17 protein-coding genes are annotated in these 18,689 nt (G+C 70.5%); 5 read left to right on the plus strand and 12 right to left on the minus strand.

Features of this window, described 5'->3' with window-relative positions; genetic code table 11:
- Positions 1 to 12: 12 nt before the first annotated feature.
- Positions 13 to 612 carry a PadR family transcriptional regulator gene (locus RBR11_RS15985; protein WP_308490368.1) on the minus strand — a complete coding sequence of 200 codons (600 nt, stop codon included), beginning with the start codon at positions 610 to 612 and terminating at the stop codon, positions 13 to 15.
- Between the two features lie 167 nt (positions 613 to 779).
- Positions 780 to 1,553: a helix-turn-helix transcriptional regulator gene (locus RBR11_RS15990; RefSeq protein ID WP_308490369.1), complete on the minus strand. Its 774-nt coding sequence runs from the start codon at positions 1,551 to 1,553 to the stop codon at positions 780 to 782.
- 229 nt (positions 1,554 to 1,782) lie between these two features.
- On the opposite strand from RBR11_RS15990, the gene secA reads away from it, so the two are divergent.
- A complete protein-coding gene (secA, locus tag RBR11_RS15995) occupies positions 1,783 to 4,578 on the plus strand; it encodes a preprotein translocase subunit SecA (protein ID WP_308490370.1) in 2,796 nt (931 codons plus the stop codon).
- Positions 4,579 to 4,638: 60 nt separating this feature from the next.
- On the opposite strand, the gene RBR11_RS16000 is transcribed toward secA, so the two are convergent.
- The 7 genes from RBR11_RS16000 to RBR11_RS16030 form a co-directional block, all read right to left on the minus strand.
- Positions 4,639 to 5,127 (minus strand): nucleoside deaminase, encoded by a 489-nt coding sequence (locus RBR11_RS16000; RefSeq protein ID WP_308490371.1) that lies wholly within the window; start codon positions 5,125 to 5,127, stop codon positions 4,639 to 4,641.
- Positions 5,128 to 5,152: 25 nt separating this feature from the next.
- Complete coding sequence (locus RBR11_RS16005; RefSeq protein WP_308490372.1) at positions 5,153 to 6,655, minus strand: cytosine permease; 1,503 nt, start codon at positions 6,653 to 6,655, stop codon at positions 5,153 to 5,155.
- Positions 6,656 to 6,806: 151 nt separating this feature from the next.
- Positions 6,807 to 8,228, minus strand: coding sequence for a YlbE family protein (locus tag RBR11_RS16010; RefSeq protein ID WP_308490373.1), 1,422 nt, complete (start codon positions 8,226 to 8,228; stop codon positions 6,807 to 6,809).
- Positions 8,228 to 9,778, minus strand: a complete 1,551-nt coding sequence (gene fdrA, locus RBR11_RS16015; RefSeq protein ID WP_308490374.1) for an acyl-CoA synthetase FdrA — start codon at positions 9,776 to 9,778, stop codon at positions 8,228 to 8,230. Before fdrA ends, RBR11_RS16010 begins: the two co-directional genes overlap by 1 nt.
- A gap of 22 nt (positions 9,779 to 9,800) precedes the next feature.
- On the minus strand, positions 9,801 to 10,400 hold the full coding sequence (locus tag RBR11_RS16020; protein ID WP_308490375.1) for an ankyrin repeat domain-containing protein: 600 nt from the start codon (positions 10,398 to 10,400) through the stop codon (positions 9,801 to 9,803).
- Positions 10,397 to 11,692: a cytosine permease gene (locus RBR11_RS16025; RefSeq protein WP_308490376.1), complete on the minus strand. Its 1,296-nt coding sequence runs from the start codon at positions 11,690 to 11,692 to the stop codon at positions 10,397 to 10,399. Before RBR11_RS16025 ends, RBR11_RS16020 begins: the two co-directional genes overlap by 4 nt.
- Positions 11,689 to 12,693, minus strand: a complete 1,005-nt coding sequence (locus RBR11_RS16030) for an oxamate carbamoyltransferase subunit AllH family protein (protein ID WP_308490377.1) — start codon at positions 12,691 to 12,693, stop codon at positions 11,689 to 11,691. Before RBR11_RS16030 ends, RBR11_RS16025 begins: the two co-directional genes overlap by 4 nt.
- 160 nt (positions 12,694 to 12,853) lie before the next feature.
- Between RBR11_RS16030 and RBR11_RS16035 the strand changes: the two genes are divergently transcribed.
- Genes RBR11_RS16035 through RBR11_RS16045 form a run of 3 tightly spaced genes read left to right on the plus strand, consistent with a single transcriptional unit; the run spans position 12,854 to position 15,771 of the window.
- Positions 12,854 to 13,798 carry a carbamate kinase gene (locus RBR11_RS16035; protein WP_308490378.1) on the plus strand — a complete coding sequence of 315 codons (945 nt, stop codon included), beginning with the start codon at positions 12,854 to 12,856 and terminating at the stop codon, positions 13,796 to 13,798.
- A 32-nt stretch (positions 13,799 to 13,830) separates the two neighbouring features.
- Positions 13,831 to 14,538, plus strand: coding sequence for a GntR family transcriptional regulator (locus RBR11_RS16040; protein ID WP_373889811.1), 708 nt, complete (start codon positions 13,831 to 13,833; stop codon positions 14,536 to 14,538).
- A 9-nt stretch (positions 14,539 to 14,547) separates the two neighbouring features.
- Positions 14,548 to 15,771, plus strand: coding sequence for a pyridoxal phosphate-dependent aminotransferase (locus RBR11_RS16045; RefSeq protein WP_308490380.1), 1,224 nt, complete (start codon positions 14,548 to 14,550; stop codon positions 15,769 to 15,771).
- 3 nt (positions 15,772 to 15,774) lie between these two features.
- Here RBR11_RS16045 and RBR11_RS16050 read toward each other — a convergent pair whose 3' ends face one another.
- The gene (locus RBR11_RS16050) at positions 15,775 to 17,007 is read right to left on the minus strand and encodes a CpaE/TadZ family protein (RefSeq protein WP_308490381.1); all 1,233 of its coding nucleotides are present in this window, start codon (positions 17,005 to 17,007) and stop codon (positions 15,775 to 15,777) included.
- Positions 17,004 to 17,621 (minus strand): SAF domain-containing protein, encoded by a 618-nt coding sequence (locus RBR11_RS16055; RefSeq protein WP_308490382.1) that lies wholly within the window; start codon positions 17,619 to 17,621, stop codon positions 17,004 to 17,006. Before RBR11_RS16055 ends, RBR11_RS16050 begins: the two co-directional genes overlap by 4 nt.
- Positions 17,622 to 17,719: 98 nt before the next feature.
- Between RBR11_RS16055 and RBR11_RS16060 the strand changes: the two genes are divergently transcribed.
- Positions 17,720 to 17,998 carry a helix-turn-helix domain-containing protein gene (locus tag RBR11_RS16060; RefSeq protein WP_308490383.1) on the plus strand — a complete coding sequence of 93 codons (279 nt, stop codon included), beginning with the start codon at positions 17,720 to 17,722 and terminating at the stop codon, positions 17,996 to 17,998.
- A gap of 64 nt (positions 17,999 to 18,062) precedes the next feature.
- Here the strand turns inward: RBR11_RS16060 and RBR11_RS16065 are convergent, their stop codons facing one another.
- Positions 18,063 to 18,662: a hypothetical protein gene (locus RBR11_RS16065; RefSeq protein WP_308490384.1), complete on the minus strand. Its 600-nt coding sequence runs from the start codon at positions 18,660 to 18,662 to the stop codon at positions 18,063 to 18,065.
- Positions 18,663 to 18,689 lie beyond the last annotated feature (27 nt).

Below are 18,689 nucleotides of genomic sequence, written 5' to 3' on the forward strand. Positions count from 1 at the left end.
GGGATTCGGGGATCAGGCGGGCACGGCGGCGCGTGCGGGCCGTCCGCGCTTGGGGCGCTCGGCCGAGAGCTCGAGCGCCAGGGCGTGCTGCGGGTGCTGCGCGAGCCGCTGCTCGACGTGGTCGAGCCAGCGCAGCTCGGCCTCCGCGGCGCAGACCATGGCGTCGATCACGAGCATCCGGGCCAGTTCCACCGGGCCCACCGGTTCGGTGCCGGCGGGCGTCGCGTCCTGCAGGGTCTGCAGCTGCGCCAGCGAGGCCCGACGCTGCGTCCGGATGACGGCGGCGACGTCGACGCCGGGCAGCGTCGCGGCGACGGCGAGCTTGACCGCCAGCTCGTCGCGGGTGCCCTGGTTCCGCGCGACGGGGGACGACAGCCATCCCGCCACCTCCGCGGATCCCGCCTCGGTGATGCTCCAGTACACGTGCCCTTGGTCGTCGGCGTCGCCGCGGGCGACGAGCCCGTCGCGCTCGAGGCGCTCCAGGGTGTTGTAGATCTGGCCGACGTTGAGCGGCCACGTCGAACCCGTGCGGCGGTCGAACTCCGCCCGCAGCTGATAGCCGTAGCACGGGCCCTGATCGAGGATGGCGAGGAGGCTCTGACGGACGGACATCGGTTCCCTTCCGGAATCTGGTTCCGAGCATATGCATACCCGGAAACCCCGGGGAGGGATCCGTGCGCGGCGTGTCCTGTCGCTCGCCGGTCGCGAATCGTCGCCAAAGGGGCGGAATGAGGGCGTATCGCGACCAGCGAGCAGGGGTGAGGGGAGGGCGGATCGGATCAGTCCGCGGCGAGCCAGATCGTCATGCGCAGGCCGTCCTCGGGCAGGTAGAGCACCTCGTGGCGGCGGGGGAGGACCTCGCCGGTCCCGGTCCGGACATGCTTGACGGAGGTGCGCCGACGCTCGACGATGTGCTCGGTCCACCACTCCTCGAACAGCGGGCTCTCGGAGCGGAGCTCGGCGACGAACCGCTGCAGCGCCGGATCCTGCAGATCGTCGACGTTGGCCGCGCGCAGATGCGCGACGGCGCCGCGCGCGATCTCCTCCCACTCGACGAACATCTCCCGCGCGCGCGGATCCGTCATCAGATAGCGGCAGGTGTTGCGCCGTTCGCGGGGGAGCTCGGCGAAGCCCGGATAGAGGGCGAGACCCTCCGGGTTCGCCGCGATCATGCCGCCGAGCCGGTCCAGGACGTACGCGGGATTGGGGCGCACGGCCTCGACGAGGGCGTCCATCCGCTCGCGGGCGGAGGGATCCTCGGGGGCGCGCACGGGCGCGGGACCGGAGGATCCGCGCAGGCGGGACAGGTGCTCCCTGGCATCGGGGCCCAGCCGCAGGACGCGGGCGAGCGCGTCGAGGACGGCGTCGCTCGGGTGGGTCTCGCGTCCCTGCTCGAGACGGGTGTAGTAGTCGGCGCTGATGCCGGACGCCGCGGCCACCTCCTCCCGTCGCAGCCCCGTCACCCGCCGGCGTCGGGGGGAGCCGGCGTTCGGGGGCTCCAGACCCGCATCCGTCCGTCGGGCACGCAGGAAGTCGCCGAGCTCGTTGGGCATACGACGACTCTCGCAGAAAACGGTCCCTGCCGCAGGGGTGCGCGTCTCGTCGGAGCATCACGGTCTCGTCCTGCCGATTCGTCGCGCGCGGAGGGCCGCGTCGCCCGGAATCGGCGCGACGCACCGCGGATCTGCCCAGAGGATCGACAGGTCACGGGCCGGTAACATGGGTCCGTATGCCGTGCGCGCGTCTGCACGCGGGCACAGAACCACTAGGGAGATGGAATCCGTGGCGAATCCTCTTGAGAAGCTTCTCCGCGCGGGCGAGGGGCGGATCCTCCGTCGTCTCGGCGGTGTCGTCAAGGCCGTGAACGCGCTCGAGGACGACTTCGCCAAGCTCAGCGACGAGGACCTCCGCAACGAGACGGCCGAGCTGCGCGCGCGATTCGAGAAGGGCGAGACGCTCGACCAGCTCATGCCCGAGGCGTTCGCCGCCGTCCGCGAGGCCGCCAAGCGCACCCTGGGCATGCGCGCCTACGACGTGCAGATCATGGGCGGCGCCGCCCTGCACGACGGCAACATCGCGGAGATGAAGACCGGTGAGGGCAAGACCCTCGTGGCGACGTTCCCGTCGTACCTGAACGCGATCGCCGGCAAGGGCGTGCACATCATCACGGTGAACGACTTCCTCGCGAGCTACCAGTCCGAGCTCATGGGGCGCGTCTACCGCGCGCTCGGCATGACCACGGGCGTGATCATCTCCGGGCAGACGCCCGAGGTCCGCCGCGAGCAGTACGCCGCCGACATCACCTACGGCACGAACAACGAGTTCGGCTTCGACTACCTGCGCGACAACATGGCCTGGCGCAGCGAGGACCTCGTCCAGCGCGGCCACTACTACGCGATCGTCGACGAGGTCGACTCGATCCTCATCGACGAGGCCCGCACCCCGCTGATCATCTCCGGCCCGTCGTCGGGGGAGGCGAACCGCTGGTTCACCGAGTTCGCGAAGATCGCGCGGACCCTCGAGGCCGACGAGGACTACGAGGTCGACGAGAAGAAGCGCACCGTCGGCGTGCTCGAGCCGGGCATCGAGAAGGTCGAGGACTACCTCGGCATCGACAACCTGTACGAGTCCGCGAACACCCCGCTGATCTCCTTCCTGAACAACTCGATCAAGGCGCTCGCCCTGTTCAAGCGCGACACCGACTACGTCGTGATGAACGACGAGGTCATGATCGTCGACGAGCACACCGGCCGCATCCTGGTCGGCCGCCGCTACAACGAGGGCATCCACCAGGCGATCGAGGCCAAGGAGGGCGTGCCGGTCAAGGCCGAGAACCAGACCCTCGCTACCGTCACGCTGCAGAACTACTTCCGCCTCTACGAGAAGCTCGCCGGCATGACCGGTACCGCCGACACCGAGGCCGCCGAGTTCATGTCGACGTACAAGCTCGGAGTCGTGCCGATCCCGACGAACAGGCCGATGATCCGCCAGGACAAGCCGGATCTCGTCTACAAGAACGAGACCGCGAAGTTCGCGCAGGTCGTCGAGGACATCGCCTCCCGGCACGCGAACGGGCAGCCCGTCCTGGTCGGCACGGTGAGCGTCGAGAAGAGCGAGTACCTCTCCCGGCTGCTCGCGAAGAAGGGCATCAAGCACGAGGTCCTGAACGCGAAGAACCACGCCCGAGAGGCCGAGATCGTCGCCCGTGCCGGTCGCCTCGGCGCCGTGACCGTCGCCACCAACATGGCCGGCCGCGGCACCGACATCATGCTGGGCGGCAACGCCGAGTTCCTCGCGGTGCAGGAGCTGAAGGCCAAGGGGCTGGACCCGCACGAGACGCCCGACGAGTACGAGCAGGCCTGGGACGAGGCCTACGAGGCCATGAAGGCCAAGGTCGAGACCGAGGGTGCGAAGGTCGTCGAGGCCGGCGGCCTGTACGTGCTGGGCACCGAGCGGCACGAGTCGCGCCGCATCGACAACCAGCTGCGCGGACGCTCCGGCCGTCAGGGCGACCCGGGGGAGAGCCGCTTCTACCTCAGCCTCACCGACGACCTCATGCGGCTGTTCCAGCAGGGCGCCGCCGAGGCGATCCTGGCCCGCACGAACTTCCCCGAGGACATGCCCATCGAGTCGGGCCTCGTCACCCGGGCGATCCGCAGCGCGCAGAGCCAGGTCGAGGCGCGCAACGCCGAGATGCGCAAGAACGTGCTCAAGTACGACGACGTGCTGAACCGTCAGCGCGAGGCGATCTACGCCGACCGCCGGCACATCCTGGAGGGCGACGACATCGCCGACCGGGTCCAGCACTTCGTCGAGGACGCGATCGGCGCGATCGTGGACGACCACACCAGCGAGGGGCACACCGAGAGCTGGGACTTCGACCACCTGTGGACCGAGCTGAAGACGCTGTACCCGGTGGACGTGACGATCGACGAGGTCGTCGCCGAGGCGGGCGGCCGCAAGGGCGGGATCACCGCGGAGGGCCTCAAGCGCGAGCTGATCTCCGACGCCATGGTCGCGTACGAGAAGCGCGAGGAGGGGCTCGGCGACGCCGCGACCCGCGAGCTGGAGCGGCGCGTGGTGCTGCAGGTGCTCGACCGCCGCTGGCGCGACCACCTCTACGAGATGGACTACCTCAAGGACGGCATCGGCCTGCGCGCGATGGCGCAGCGCGACCCGCTGGTCGAGTACCAGCGCGAGGGCTACGCGATGTTCCAGGCGATGATGGGCCAGATCAAGGAGGAGTCGGTCGGCTACCTCTACAACCTCGAGGTCGAGGTGCGCCGGGCCGGCGAGGAGGGCATCACCGAGGTCGAGGCCAAGGGCCTGGCCGCGTCCGCCGGCGACCAGCGCCTGGAGTACTCGGCGCCCAACGACGCCGGCGACGTCGAGGTGCGCAACGACCGCGGCCAGGTGCAGCAGGCGGCCACCGACCGCCTCCGCCAGGCGGCGGCCCGCGCCCAGGCGGAGACCGCCGAGCAGCACGAGCCCGCCGCCCGCGGCGCCTTCGGGCAGCGCGTCGACGGCGAGGCTCCGGCGAACCGCGCCGAGCGCCGGGCGCAGAGCAAGCGCAAGTAACGAGCGACACGAAGAAGGCCGGTACCCGAGCGGGTACCGGCCTTCTTCGTTGCGGCGGCGTCAGCCGTTGAGGCGCTGGAACTCGGTCCAGATCGACGCGCAGTCCTCGCGGCCGCTGTCGAGGTGGATCATGTCGAGCGTGGAGGTGTCGCTGCCGTCCAGGTAGCGGCGCAGGTGCATGTCGCTGAAGCCGTTGTCGCCGGCGTCGACGTGCGTGGAGGCGTAGTAGCAGGTGGTGATCCCGGCCCACATCATCACGGCGACGCACATCGGGCACGGCTCGCACGTCGCGTACATGACGTGACCCGACAGGTCGAGCGTGTCCAGCTTCTTGCAGGCCTCGCGGACGGCGACCATCTCGGCGTGGCCGGAGATGTCCGTCTCGCGCAGCACGGTGTTGCCGACGGCGACGACGATCTCGCCCTCGGGGTCGACCAGCGTGGCGCCGAACGGGCCGCCGTCGCCGGCGCGCAGCCCGGAGAGGGTGACCTCGACGGCGGGGCCGAAGTAGCTGTCCAGCACGTCGGCCGAGGGAGTGGTGTTGCTCATGGTTGTCTCCTTGGGGGTGATGCGGTCAGGCGCGGTCGCGGCGGCCGGCCAGGGCGAGGATGGTGTAGCCGAAGAATCCGATGATGAGGCCGGAGAAGAACGCCAGGTTGTTGACCTGCGCCAGGAAGTCCACCGACGAGATGCCGGGGATCCGGCCGATCATGGTGATCACGAAGCTCGCGATCAGCACGCCGAGCGCCCGCCAGTTGTAGGCCGGCAGCGATCCCTTCTGGCCGGCCTTGTAGTCGGCGTAGATGCCCTCGACGTCGAGGGTCTTCTTGCGCTCGACGAAGTACGAGGCCAGCATGATGCCGGCGATCGGGCCGAACATCGATCCGATGAGCGAGTAGAACAGGAACAGCGCGTCGGTGTTCGCCACGAACTGCCACGGCAGGATCAGGGTGCCGATGACGGCGGCCAGGATCGCGCCGCGCTTGAGCGTGAACAGCTTCGGCAGCTGAGCGGTCAGCTGGAGCCCCGCCGGGAGCATGTTGCCGAACACGACGAAGGCGACGGCGCCGACGTTCATCGCGAGGATGAGCAGGACGACGACGATCGGGTTGCCGACGCCGTGGTTGATGGCGTCGATGAACACGCCGGGGCGGTTGATGTCGATCTTGCCGCCGCTGACGACCTGCAGCGCAGCCACGAACGAGACCGTGACGAGGGCGAACAGGATGTACGAGCCGATCACGCCGATGGGGAAGCCGACGGTCGGCGCCTTCATCGAGGTCGCGTTGCGGGTGTAGTCGCCGGTGTTGACGATCGGGCCCGCCCAGTTCGACACCAGGATCGAGACGCAGGTGATGAAGATCAGCGGGGTGACCGGCGAGTCCACCACGCGGGTGGAGAAGACCGCGCCGAGGCCGCCGGCGTTGATGACGGCCAGCACGACGGCGATCACGACGAGCACGAACACGGCCGGGTTGGCCCAGTTGCTGAACCTGCCGAGGAACTTCTGTCCGCCGAGGAACAGCGCGACCGTGAGGATCCAGGTGATCAGGTACGAGATCGCGGTCGGGATCGGCAGACCGAGGATGCTCGCGCCGCCGCCGAGGTGCGCGTAGCCGGGCCAGATGGTCTGGAAGACCACGTCGAAGGCCTGCGCCGAGGAGACGCTGGTGATGCCGAAGAACATGAAGCCGGCGATGATGCCGCGCACCCAGGTCGGGACGAGCGCGCCCTTGTGACCGAAGGCCTCGCGCAGCTGCATCGCGAACGGCACGCCGTACTTCGCCGCGGCCTGGCCGTTGAGGATGTAGCCGATGGACACGATCACGGCGGCGGTCATGATCGCCGCGACGACCTGCCAGGCGTTCAGGCCCAGGGCGAAGAACGTCATGACCGTGAAGTAGGACAGGATGTTGTGGATCGGCCCCATCCAGACGGTGATGAACTGCGGGGTCTTCCAGCTGCGATCCTGCGGGCGGATGGGGAGGACGTCCTCCGCGTAGCCGCGGGACGCGTAGAGCGCGACCTTGTCCGCGCCGGGATCGACGAGGGCGGGGTCTGTGGTGGGAGTGGACATGGCCTGCCGTTCTCTCTGCACCGGAATGAGGTGTGGGGGTAGCGATATGGCCGGGAGCGGTGCACTCCCGGCCATATCGTGATGTCACTGCGTGACGAGCGTCGCGACGTCCTCCGAATGCCTCATCGGGACGCCGGCGCCGGCCGTCATGTCAGGCGATCTTCTCCGAAAGGGCGACGAGGGCCTGCTGGAAGGCCTCGACGGGCGGGTGCGTGATGCCCGCGCCGATCATGCCGATGCCCGGGTCCTTGTGCGCGATGGCGGTGTTGATGATCGGGAGGATCCCGGTCTCCATCACCTTGCGCACGTCGATGCCGGTGGGCACGCCCATGAAGTCCAGGGACGGGATCGTGATGTTCGGGTTGTTGCCGGTCGTGATCGCGTTCATGGTGCGGGAGTAGCCCATCGCCTCGTCGACGGTGCCGCCGACCAGGGCGACGATCGCCGGGGCCGCCGCCATGGCGAAGCCGCCGATGCCGAAGGTCTCCGTGATGGCCGAGTCGCCCATGTCCAGGCCGGAGTCGGCCGGGGTGTAGCCGGCGAACATCGGGCCGATGACCTCCTGCGCGGGGCCGGTGAACCACTGGCCGCCGGTGCCGGAGACGCGGATGCCGAAGTCGACGCCGTTGCGGGCCATCGTGGTGACCACGGTGGAGTTCTCGATGCCGTTGGCGGCGTCGAGGGACGCCTTCGCCGTGACCATCCAGGTCGGACCGGAGAAGTAGTCGGACGAGGCGACGAAGTCGAACACCTCGCGCTTCTCCTTGGTGGTGAAGTCCGTCTCCAGGATGTACGGGGCGAGCGCCTGGATGAGCAGGGTCGTGCCGGCCACGTTGCGGTTGTGCGCCTCGTCGCCCATGTGCAGGGCCTGGGACAGCATCAGACGCAGGTCGAGACCGTCGGTGTTCAGGGCCATGGCGCCGGAGAGCACGGGGCCGAACACGTCGCGCATCCAGTTCAGGCGGTCGATGACCGACTGGTCGTTCGCGCCGAAACGCAGGATCTTGGAGAGCTGCTCGGACAGGTTGGTGAAGGCATAGTTGCCGTGCGTGCGGTTGCGGACCTTGTGCACCCACATGCTGGCGCTGGTGACACCGGCCATCGAGCCGACGGACTGGTGCTCGTGGCACGGGGAGAAGATGATCTCGCCCGAGGACGCGAGCTCGAAGGCCTCGTCGAGGTCCTTCGCCAGGCCCTCGAAGACGAGCGCGCCGGTGACGGCGCCTTTCATCGGGCCCGACATCCGGGGGAACTCGATGGGCGGACCCGAGTGCAGGATGGTGTTCTTGGTCATCCCGGGGACGGTGTCCAGCGCCTGGCCGAAGCCCTCGAGGAAGGGCTGCGCGGCGAGGATGCGGGTGAGCGCCTCCTGGTTCGCGGCGTCGATCTTCTCGGCCACGGCCGGGTCCTCGAGACGGCTGAGCGCCGCGATGACCTCGGGGTCGCCGCCGCCCGGCGGGGTCCAGTCCATCAGGACCGGCTCGACGCCCTGGGTCTTCAGATCGTCGGCGAACATGTCGAGGCCGAGGTTGACCGGCTTCAGGTCGGTGGAGAACAGATCGTTCACACTCATCAGTTGTCACCCTTCGCGACGAATTCACGGGCCAGCAGCCCGAGGTTGGTGGAGGAGGAGGCGATGGTCACGCCGGCGGCCTCGAGCTTCGCGACCTGCTCGGCGAAGGCCGGGGTGTCCAGGTCCGTGCCGAGCACGTAGCCGAGGATCTCGAGGTGCTGACCGCGCGCGGTCGCCTTCGCCTTGGCCTCGGTGATGGCGGGGATGGTGACGCCCACCGGGTCCTCGTGCGCGCCGAAGCCGAGCACGAAGTCCATCGCGATGACGCCGACGGAGGGGTCGTCGGCCTCCTGGACGAGGCGCTGCAGACGCAGCGACGGGTCGATCATCGGGTGCGGACGGCCGTTGGTGAAGTCGTCGTCGCCCATGTCGAGAAAGGTGTGCTCGCGCGAGGAGTCCATCGCGCCCAGCTTGTAGGCCGGGTTCTTCTGGATGTTCGAGTACACGTTCTCGTACTTGTCGAGAGCCGAGAACATCGACTCGTCGCACAGGGTGCCGCCGCAGAACAGGCCGCGGATGTACTTCTGCTCCGGGGCGAGCTTGGCGCGCACCTCCTCGACCAGCGGGATGTTCAGGGGGTGCTTGTCGAGCGTCGACTCGTCGATGCCGCTGGCGACCACGGCGGCGATGGCGAGGGGCTTGGTGCCCGCGGTGACCATGGTCACGTTGTCGTAGCCCGACTCGGTGCGGTCGGAGCCCAGGAAGGTCACGTAGACCGGCTTGGACGCGGCGCCGGCGACGGCGAGCACCTTCGAGGCGACCTCCTCCGCCGGGGGCTTGGAGACGATCACGATGACCTTGGTCTCGGGGTCGGCGTCGAGGGCGTTGATGCCGTCGATCATCGAGATGCCGCCGATCTCGGTCGAGAGGTCGCGACCGCCCGTGCCGATCAGCTGCGAGACGCCGCCGCCGAAGTCGTGGATGCGGACGGAGACCTCCTGGCTGCCGGTGCCCGAGGCGCCGACGATGCCGATGCTGCCGCGGCGGACCGCGTTGGAGAAGGCGAGGCCCACGCCGTTGATGATCGCGGTGCCGCAGTCCGGGCCCATCACGATCAGGCCCTTCTCGTGGGCGAGGTTCTTCAGCGCGAGCTCGTCCTCGACGGGCACGTTGTCGGAGAAGATCATCACGTTCTTGCCGGCGTTGAGGGCCTTGCGCGCCTCACGGGCCGCGAACGCGCCGTTCACGGAGATCAGCACGAAGTTGCTGTCCGGGACCTCCTCGAAGGCGCCGTCCAGGGTGCGGTAGCGCACCTCGGATGCCTCTCCGGCCTTCTTGTCCTTGCGGGCGAGGATGTCGTTGACGGCCTCGATCGCCGCCTCGATGGTGTCGTCGGAGGCGTCGATCACGATCATCAGATCGCTGGGCTTGGCCTCGTCGATGGCGGGGTCGACCACGCCGACGTTGAGGAGCACCTCCTTGTTCATCGGGGTCGCCATGCCGAGCAGCGCCTGGGTGACGCCGTCGACCGCGTTCGCCTTCGTGCTCATCGACATGAGCGACACGGAGTCGAGGTAGGTGTTCTTCCTGATTTCGATGTGCCTGGTCATCGTTGTCCTTTCCGGGAGGTCTTTATGCCTGGTGGCTCTCGAGGATGCCGACGATCTCGGTGTAGCCGCGCTCGCGCGCGAGCTCCACCGGCGGCACGCCCCACGGGTCGGGCATGCCGGGCTTCGCGCCGTGGGCCAGGAGCAGCTCGACGATCTGCTGACGGACCGGGCCGCCGTCCCCGAGGATGATCGTCTCGATGAGAGCCGTCCAGCCCAGGTTGTTGGTGAGGTTGACGTTGATGCGGGTGTTCTCCAGGAGGTAGCGGACGACCTCCAGGTGACCCTTCTCCGCTGCCGGGGTGAGCCCGTTTCCGCCCATGCGGGTGAGCCGCTTGAGGTCGGCGCCGGCCTCGGCCGCGATCGTCACGAGCTCGAGGTCGTCGTTGATGCAGCCGAACAGGAACGGGTTCGCGCAGGTCTGGTCCTGCGCGTCGATGTCGACACCCTCGGCGACGAGAGCGCGCACCACGTCGAGGTGACCCGCGCGGGCCGCGAGCAGGACGGCGGTGGCCTCTTCGCGGTCGACCGTGTTCTTGTCCGCGCCGTCCACGAGGGCGGCGCGCACGCCGTCCAGGTCGCCGGCCGAAGCGGCGGCGAGGTAGCGCTCGTCTGCGGTGCTCATCGAGTGGTCTCCTTCGCGTAGGCGAACTGCTCCAGCACGAGGTAGGCGACGGTTCCGACGACGAGGCCGACGACCGCGTCGGAGAGCACCGGGGTGAAGAAGTGCGTGACCAGCGCCGCGCCGGCGCCGATCGCCCAGGCGGCCAGCGCGGTCCAGCGGACGCGTTGCTCGGGACGGCCGGCGTTGCGCTTGGCCAGGATGATCTGGTCGGCGATGAGCACCGCGCCGAGCGGCGGCACGAGCACGCCGAGCAGGACCAGCCAGTTCACGAAGTAGTGCCACGCGCCGAGCACGGCGACCAGAGTGCCGATCACGCCGAGGATCAGGGTGAGCACGCGGATCTTCGAGCGGGTCAGGTGCGACCAGCCCAGGGCGCCGTTGTAGAGGCAGTGCGTGCAGACGGAGCCGAGGTTGATCACGACGAACGCGAACAGGAAGATGTCCAGCAGCACGTTGTGCGTGCCGGTGAGCAGCGGGGCGAAGTTGCCGCCGTTGGCCGCCGGGTCCGCGATCGCGCCGGCCGCGACGAACAGCGCGCCGCTGAGCTGGGCGACCAGGCTCGCCACGGGGAAGGCCGTGAAGGTGGCCGCGACGGCCTGCTTGCCGGTGCGCGCCCAGCGGGTGAAGTCGGCGGTCATCGTGCCGGAGTCGGCGAAGGTCGCCATGATCGCGGTCACCGCGACGCCGAACGACATCGCGCCGCCCCCGACGCCCTTGTAGCCGAACACGGCCGAGAAGTTGTGGCTCTGCGCGGCGAGCGAGATCGCGATGATCACGGCCGCGATGAACAGCGGTGCGGCGATCGCGCCGAGCACCGACAGGGCGCGGATGCCGAGGTAGGTGACGACGATGAAGACGAGCCCCGCGAGCGCGGCGACCAGCGTCTCGTTCCAGCCGAACGCGCCGCTCAGGCTCGCACCGGTGGCGCCGGTGTTGAAGGCGAACCAGCCCACCACGACGGTGGCGAGGAAGCCGGACGCGATCGCGTATCCCGCGGTGCCGAAGGTCTCGGTCGCCTGCAGCGCGAAGCTCTTGCCGGTGCGGCCGGCGCGCCAGCTGAGCAGGCTCACGTAGACGAACATGATCGCGTTCGCGGTGAGGATCGCGCCCACGCCGGGCCAGAACCCGAGCATGGCCACGACGAGGCCGCCCGGCACCGCATTGGTGAGGATCATCGGGAAGCCGAACCACACCGCGGAGACGGTGAAGAGCGACTTACGGTGGCTGAGGGGGACCGGTTCGTGTTCGAACTCGGAGGTGGCGGTGTCGGCCGGCGTGGCGGTCTGCGTCATCGCCCGGCTCCCTTCTCATCGGACCCTGGCGTCGGTGCCGTGGGTACATCGGGGGAGGCGGCGCGCAGCGCCGCCTCAGTGCGCAGGGCGAGCCGGACTCCGGTGAGGATGTCCGTGCCCGAGGTGTGCCCGATCTCCGCGATCCGGGCGGCGGCCTCGTCGATCGCCGCGACGTCGTCGTCGCCGATCGCGTGGACGAGGTCGTGCAGGCTCTGCCTGGCCCGCGCGCGGAGCGCGTGCCGGGCGGTGACGGTGCTGAGCAGGGTGGTGCGCTCGGATCCGTCCTCGATCGCGGCGGAGAGCGGCTCGAGCGCCGTGCGGAGCCGCATGCCGGGCTGGGCGGCGAGGAAGGAGAGGCCGGTGAGGACGTCGTCGCCGGACGGGGTGAGGCCCTCGCCGAGTCCGAGCAGGAGGGTCGCGGCCGCGGTGATGCCGTCGGGGTCGCGGTCCCGCAGCGCCTCGCCGAGTCCGTCGATGCGCGCGGCGAGCATCCCGGCGGCGATCCGGCCGAACGCGGTCTGCTCGGCGGGGGCGGGGACGGCGGCGATCCTCTCCTCGGCGCCGAGGAGCCGGTCGGCGGAGAGCCCGCACAGACACGAGACCGACGGCGTCCACGGCTCGGCGGCGGAGAGCAGGATCGCGATCGGGCCGTGCGTGGTCTCGATCCGGAGGCCGTCCTCGCCGATCAGGGCGGGATCGCCGGGGCGGACGTCGAACGCGGTCCAGTCCGGGACGGGGACCCGCACCGTGGCGGGGGCGTCGTCGAGTTCCGGCGAGACCAGCGCGATGAGCTCGTCGTCGATGCGGAGGTTCAGGGTGCGGCGGTGCACGGAGTGCACGGACACCGGCGTCGACGCGAGCGCGGCGTCGGAGGAGGGGGTACGGGAGAGGACCGACCGGGGGGTCGGGAAGGCGGCATCGACCGCGCGTGAGAGCGTCTCCTCAAGCGCGGCATCCCAAGTGATCGCGCGAACGGAGATCGGGGTTGCGACGGGGGTCATCGTCTTCTCTCGAAGGCCTCCGGGATTCGTGGGGGTGACGGTCCGCGGAGGGCTGTAAAAGTGTTCCTCTCAGGTATACCATCGATACGAATGGAATACCATTTCCGTACACACTTCATCGGGCCGCCCTCTGCGGCCACACTACTTAGGAGAACACCACATGCGCGTCGTAGTGGCACTGGGGGGCAACGCCCTCGCTCGCCGGGGCGAGCCGATGACGGCCGAGTTCCTTCGGGCCAACGTCAAGTCCACCTGTGAGGCTCTCGCGAACCTCGGTCGCGACAACGAGATGGTCATCACCCACGGCAACGGCCCGCAGGTCGGTCTGCTGGCTCTGCAGAACCTCGCCTACCAGGACGTCGCGGCGTACCCGCTCGACATCCTCGGCGCCGAGACCCAGGGCATGATCGGCTACGTCGTCCAGCAGGAGCTCTCCAACGCGCTCGCCGGTGAGCGCGAGGTCGCGGGCATCATCACGACCACGGTCGTCGACGAGGCCGACCCGGCCTTCGCCCGCCCGACCAAGCTCATCGGCCCGACGTACTCGGCACACGACGCCGCCGAGGCCGCGGCCGAGTACCGCTGGACCATCGCGAAGGACGGCAACGCCTTCCGCCGCGTCGTGCCCTCGCCCGTCCCCGTCTCGATCGTGCAGGCGCCGCTGATCCGGCGCCTCCTCGAGGCCGGCAGCCTCGCCGTCTGCGTGGGCGGCGGCGGCGTGCCCGTCCGCGAGGACTCGAAGGGCCGCCACATCGGCGTCCAGGCCGTGGTCGACAAGGACCTCGCCAGCGCGGCCCTCGCCGCCGAGATCGGCGCCGACACGCTGATCATGCTCACCGACGGCGATTACGTCAGCGAGAACTGGGGCACCCCGGAGCAGCGCGACATCCACACCGCCTCGGCCGACGCCGTCGCCGCGATGAAGTTCGCGGAGGGCTCGATGCAGCCGAAGATCGACGCCGCGATCCGTGTCGCGCGCGCCGGCGGCCGCGCCCTGATCGGCCCGCTGGACCGTCTGGACGACCTGCTCGCCCGCAAGATCGGCACCGAGATCGTGCCGACCCTCAAGGAGGGCATCCGCTGGGTCGAGCCGGCGAAGGCCTGACCTCACCGGGACAAGCGCCACTCGATGGGAGAATGAACGCCGTGACAACAGCGGAAGAACGCCTCCCCGAGTCCACCAGGATCGCGTCGTGGTTGCGCGACGCGATCCTGGATGGCGAACGTGCCCCCGGCAGCCGTCTCATCGAACGCGACCTCGCGTCCGAGTTCGGCGTGAGCCGGGTCCCGGTGCGAGAAGCACTGAAGGTCCTCGTCGCCGAGGGACTGGTCGAACTGCGCCCGCACACGTGGGCGATCGTGCGCGAGTTCACCGAGGCCGATCTGGCCGACCTGGACGAGGTGCGCACGGTGCTCGAACCGCTCGCCTTCCGCCTCGCCGCGGAGCGCCATCGGCGCGACGGCCTGGCCCGGCTGCAGGAGTCGCTCGAGCTCGAGCAGTCCAGCGCCCTCGCCGGAGAAGGGGTCGCGGCTCGCCGGGCCGCCGCGGACTTCCACGAGATCGTGACCGATCTCACCGAGAACATGCTGCTCGGCGACATGATGCGCGCCATCCGCAGCCGCCTGCGCTGGGCGCTGTCGCAGCACGACGACCTCCAGCACGTCAGCGCGGAGCACGTCGAGCTGTTCGACGCGATCCGTCTCCGGGACGGCGACCGGGCGGCCGAGCTCGCCGCGGCGCACGTGGACAGCAGCCGGCTCGAGCGCATCGCCCACGTCGAGGCGCAGCGCACCGGCGCGGTCCGCACGACGGCCTTGGACGGACCGGATCCGATCGACCGGTAATCTGGCTCGATGGCACCGAGAACCTTCGATCAGTCGTCCAAGCTGAAGAACGTCCTGTACGAGATCCGCGGAAACGCGCTCGCGGAGGCGGCTCGGCTGGAGGCGGCAGGTCACGCGGTGCTGAAGCTGAACACCGGCAACCCGGCGATCTTCGGATTCGAGGCGCCGCAGCAGATCGTGCGCGACATGCTGGAGACGCTCCCGAGCGCGCACGGCTACAGCGAGAGCAAGGGCATCATCTCCGCCCGGCGCGCCGTGGTCAGCCGGTACGAGGAGGTCGAGGGCTTCCCGCCGGTCGACCCCGAGGACGTCTATCTCGGCAACGGCGTGTCCGAGCTCATCACGATGGTCATGCAGGCTCTGCTCGACGAGGGCGACGAGGTCCTCATCCCCGCGCCCGACTACCCGCTGTGGACCGCCATGACGAGCCTGGCCGGCGGCACCCCCGTGCACTACCTGTGCGACGAGGAGAACGGCTGGAACCCGGACCTCGAGGACATCCGCGCCAAGGTGACCCCGCGCACCAAGGCGATCGTCATCATCAACCCGAACAACCCCACCGGCGCGGTGTACTCCCGCGAGGTGCTCGAGGGGATCGTCCAGATCGCGCGGGAGAACGATCTGCTGCTGCTCAGCGACGAGATCTACGACCGGATCCTGTTCGACGACGCGCAGCACATCCCCACCGCGACCCTCGCCCCGGATCTGCTCTGCCTGACCTTCAACGGCCTGTCCAAGACGTACCGCGTCGCGGGCTACCGCTCCGGCTGGATGGTCATCACCGGGCCGAAGCAGCACGCGAAGGGGTTCCTCGAGGGGATCACGCTGCTCGCCTCCACCCGGCTGTGCCCGAACGTCCCGGCGCAGCACGCCGTGCAGGCCGCCCTCTCCGGCGTGCAGTCGATCGAGTCGCTCGTCGCCCCGCTCGGCCGCCTGCACCTGCAGCGCGACGCCGCCTGGGAGGGACTCATCGCGATCCCCGGCGTCTCCTGCGTCAAGCCGGCCGGCGCGCTGTACGCGTTCCCGCGGCTGGACCCCGAGGTGCACGAGATCCACGACGACGCGAAGCTCATCTACGATCTGCTCGTCGCGGAGCACATCCTGCTCGTGCAGGGCACCGGTTTCAACTGGCCGACGCCCGACCACCTGCGCGTGGTCACGCTGCCCGAGCCCCGCGTCATCACCGAGGCCATCGAGCGTCTCGGCAACTTCCTGTCCAGCTACCGCCAGTAGCCGTCAGGCGTCGGCGGGCACCCGGCCGCGGCGTGCGCGGCGCGTCGCGGCCGGAGCCGTCTCGTCGCGCAGGAGCGAGCTCGCCAGGGCGCGCACGGCGGTCGTGAACGGCGAACGGCCGGACACGTCGGACACCGGGCGCGCGTACAGGGCCGCCGCGTCGAGGGCGCGCTGGTCGTGCGGCAGGAAGTGCACGTCGCGGATCCCGGAGAACCGGTCGAGGGCGCGGCGGATCTGCCCGCGCGCGTCAATGCCGAGCGGTCCGGGGCGGACCCGGTTCACGGCGACGGTCACCGGAGTGTCTCCGATCTCGGCCCGCAGCTCGGCGTAGCCGCGCACGAACCGGGCGATACCGAGCGGATCCGCGCTCGCGACCGCGACGATCCGGTCGACCGCGGCGAGCGCGGCGAGGGCGGCGGCGTTGCGTCGAGGCCCGTCCAGATCGCTCACGATCTCCTCATCGGTCTCCAGGGATGCGGCGACGTCGACGATCGTGACCGCGCTCCACTCCCGGCAGGCCTCCAGCGCCGAGCGCACACGAGGACCGGAGAGCTCCGGCCAGCGGGCGGGGCGGTTGATCCCGACCAGGACGTCCACGCTTCCGCCGGCGGTCTCCACGGGGCTGGCCAGGCGGCTGAGCTCGGCCGGGTCGAGCAGCCCGAGCTCGGCCCTGCGGCAGGCGGCGGCGATGCCGGGGCCGTCGTCGGTGAGCCCCAGCAGGAGGGCGAGCGCCGGCGCGTGCGTGTCGGCGTCGACCAGGGCGACGCCGCGGCTCGGCGAGGCCAGGGCCGCCGCGAGCTGCACCGCGACCGTGCTCCGGCCGGGGGAGCCGTGCGGGCCCCATACCGCGATGAGGCTGCTGCGCGCCGGTTCGGGCCCGGGGCCGGGGTCCGGTGCCGCCTGCAGCGCATCGGCGATGTCCCAGCCGTTCGCGGAGAGCGGCAGCGGCGCGGACAGGCCGTGCCGCTGCGCCAGACGGGTGGCGGCGGGGCCGTCGCCGAGGGCCAGGATCCGCACGCCGGAACGGTCGCAGGCGCTGCGCAGGGCGGCGCTGAGCACGGTGCGCTCGGCGGGGACCACGAGGGCGTCCGCGGCGCGCAGCTCCTCCGCATGCGCGGACAGCCGTGCGGCGTCCGCCGGGGCCAGGCGCGCGACGACCTCGCATCCGGCCAGCGCGAGCTCCTCGGCGAGCTCTACGGCGCGCTCTTCCGGCAGCGCGAGCACGATGCCAGTCACGAGCGGGCTCCGACCGGCACGACCGACAGCGAGGATCCCGCCGTGATCGCTCCGAGCACCTCGCCCACGCGCGCCCGCTCCACGACGAGTTCGAGGGTCGTGCTCTTCGCCGAGAGCGGGCCGCTGTCCCGTTCGACCCAGGCCACCGTCGCCTCCGACAGCAGGATGCGCGGCTCCTCGAACCCCTTGCCCTGCCCGGCGGGCGCCGCGGCCCACACTTCGACGACGGCGCCCTTCGCGACCGCGGCGGGCACCCGTACGGTGCTCTGCACGACGACGGACGTCGTCCGGCCCGCATCGGCGTCGGAGGCGGCGGCGGCCGGGACGAGCTCGCCCTCCGTGATCGTGCGCGTGGCGATGAGGCCCGGCTCGAGGGTGGCCGGGGTGAGGTAGCCCGGGCCGACCGCGCCCAGGGCGACGTCGACCACGCGCACGTCCGCGGAGGTCAGCGGTTCGCCGGGGACGATCGTCCGCACGGCCTGGAGCGCCGGGGTCGTCTGCTTCGCGGCCCCCACGACCAGCCACACGCCGACGACGGACACGACGATGAGGCCGAGGCCGATGAAGAAGCGCAGATCGGTCCAGGGCCGGCGGGCGGCGCGTGCGGTGCTCATGCCCACATGGTCACAGAGTCGCGCCCTCCGCCCGGAAAGTTATCCACAGGCGGGGCGCTGACGGTCGAGTCCGCCCTCCGGGGAGGACAATGGGTCGCATGCCCGACGCATCCACGCCCGCCCTGCGGTACCTCGCACCGGCTCAGGTCGCCGAGCTCCTCGGCGTGCGCGTGGACGAGGTCGTGGCGCTGATCCTCGAGGGGCGTCTGCGCGGCGCGCGGCTCGGTCTCCCGGCCGCCTGGCGGGTGGAGGAGCCGAGCATCGCCGAGTACTTGGCCGAGCAGGCCGAGGAGGCACGCCGGATGGCGCTCTGGCGGCAGGCCGACGCCGCGAGCTTCCCGGAGCTCTGGGGGCCGCCGGTCCGCCTGAGCGACTGACCGCGGCACCTCCGGCTCCGGTTGCCCGACCCGGCCGGAGCTGCACGGCCGCGACGCACGGGCCTCAGTCCGCGATGGCGGGCGCCGGTCCGTCGGTGGTGATCGACAGCACCGACGCGAACGGCACGAGGCGGAACCCGGTCACGGCCCGCGCCCGGCGCGGCGCCCCGGCGTCGTGCAGAGCGAGGTCGAGGTGATCGGCCCCGGCGCGGTCGATCGTGCCGGTCAGGAGCGCACCGGAGCACGTCTGCACGGTGACGCCCGAGCGCCGGCGTGCGATGTCCCGCACCACGAAGCCGAACGTCATCCGCTCCCGCAGCGGCGAGAGCGGTTCGCTTCCGGCCCCGCTGGAGAGCATCGCGCCGTGGTCCACCGCCCAGAGCTCCACGGCGTGGGAGGGCAGCAGGACGAGGCCGCGGGCGTCGTGCGGCTGCAGGGCGCTCCAGTCCGCGCCGACGGCGCGCAGTCGCCCGCTCAGCCGGGTGGAATCGGTCAGCACGGCCGACACGGCGGCGCCGTCCGCGGCGAGGGCGCCGAGGCGCGTGCGCAGGTCGAGACGCGCGATCCGCAGCCGCTCGGCCTCGGCGTCCAGGGCGGCGCGCTCCGCCTCCCAGCCGGACGCGATCTGGTCCTCGAGGTCCTCGAACAGCCGGTCCCATTCCATGCCGTCGAGGCTACGGGACGGCGAGGA

This window comes from Microbacterium capsulatum (assembly GCF_030865425.1).
In the GTDB taxonomy this organism is placed as follows: domain Bacteria; phylum Actinomycetota; class Actinomycetes; order Actinomycetales; family Microbacteriaceae; genus Microbacterium; species Microbacterium capsulatum.

Coding starts and splice junctions, on each gene's coding strand:
- fdrA (WP_308490374.1), bottom strand. CDS start 9,778: ATGACCAGGCACATCGAAATCAGGAAGAACACCTACCTCGACTCCGTG.
- RBR11_RS16030 (WP_308490377.1), bottom strand. CDS start 12,693: ATGACCCCCGTCGCAACCCCGATCTCCGTTCGCGCGATCACTTGGGAT.
- RBR11_RS16000 (WP_308490371.1), bottom strand. CDS start 5,127: ATGAGCAACACCACTCCCTCGGCCGACGTGCTGGACAGCTACTTCGGC.
- RBR11_RS16005 (WP_308490372.1), bottom strand. CDS start 6,655: ATGTCCACTCCCACCACAGACCCCGCCCTCGTCGATCCCGGCGCGGAC.
- RBR11_RS15985 (WP_308490368.1), bottom strand. CDS start 612: ATGTCCGTCCGTCAGAGCCTCCTCGCCATCCTCGATCAGGGCCCGTGC.
- RBR11_RS15990 (WP_308490369.1), bottom strand. CDS start 1,553: ATGCCCAACGAGCTCGGCGACTTCCTGCGTGCCCGACGGACGGATGCG.
- RBR11_RS16035 (WP_308490378.1), top strand. CDS start 12,854: ATGCGCGTCGTAGTGGCACTGGGGGGCAACGCCCTCGCTCGCCGGGGC.
- RBR11_RS16040 (WP_373889811.1), top strand. CDS start 13,831: ATGAACGCCGTGACAACAGCGGAAGAACGCCTCCCCGAGTCCACCAGG.
- RBR11_RS16055 (WP_308490382.1), bottom strand. CDS start 17,621: ATGAGCACCGCACGCGCCGCCCGCCGGCCCTGGACCGATCTGCGCTTC.
- RBR11_RS16060 (WP_308490383.1), top strand. CDS start 17,720: ATGCCCGACGCATCCACGCCCGCCCTGCGGTACCTCGCACCGGCTCAG.
- RBR11_RS16020 (WP_308490375.1), bottom strand. CDS start 10,400: ATGAGCACCGCAGACGAGCGCTACCTCGCCGCCGCTTCGGCCGGCGAC.
- RBR11_RS16025 (WP_308490376.1), bottom strand. CDS start 11,692: ATGACGCAGACCGCCACGCCGGCCGACACCGCCACCTCCGAGTTCGAA.
- RBR11_RS16065 (WP_308490384.1), bottom strand. CDS start 18,662: ATGGAATGGGACCGGCTGTTCGAGGACCTCGAGGACCAGATCGCGTCC.
- RBR11_RS16010 (WP_308490373.1), bottom strand. CDS start 8,228: ATGAGTGTGAACGATCTGTTCTCCACCGACCTGAAGCCGGTCAACCTC.
- RBR11_RS16045 (WP_308490380.1), top strand. CDS start 14,548: ATGGCACCGAGAACCTTCGATCAGTCGTCCAAGCTGAAGAACGTCCTG.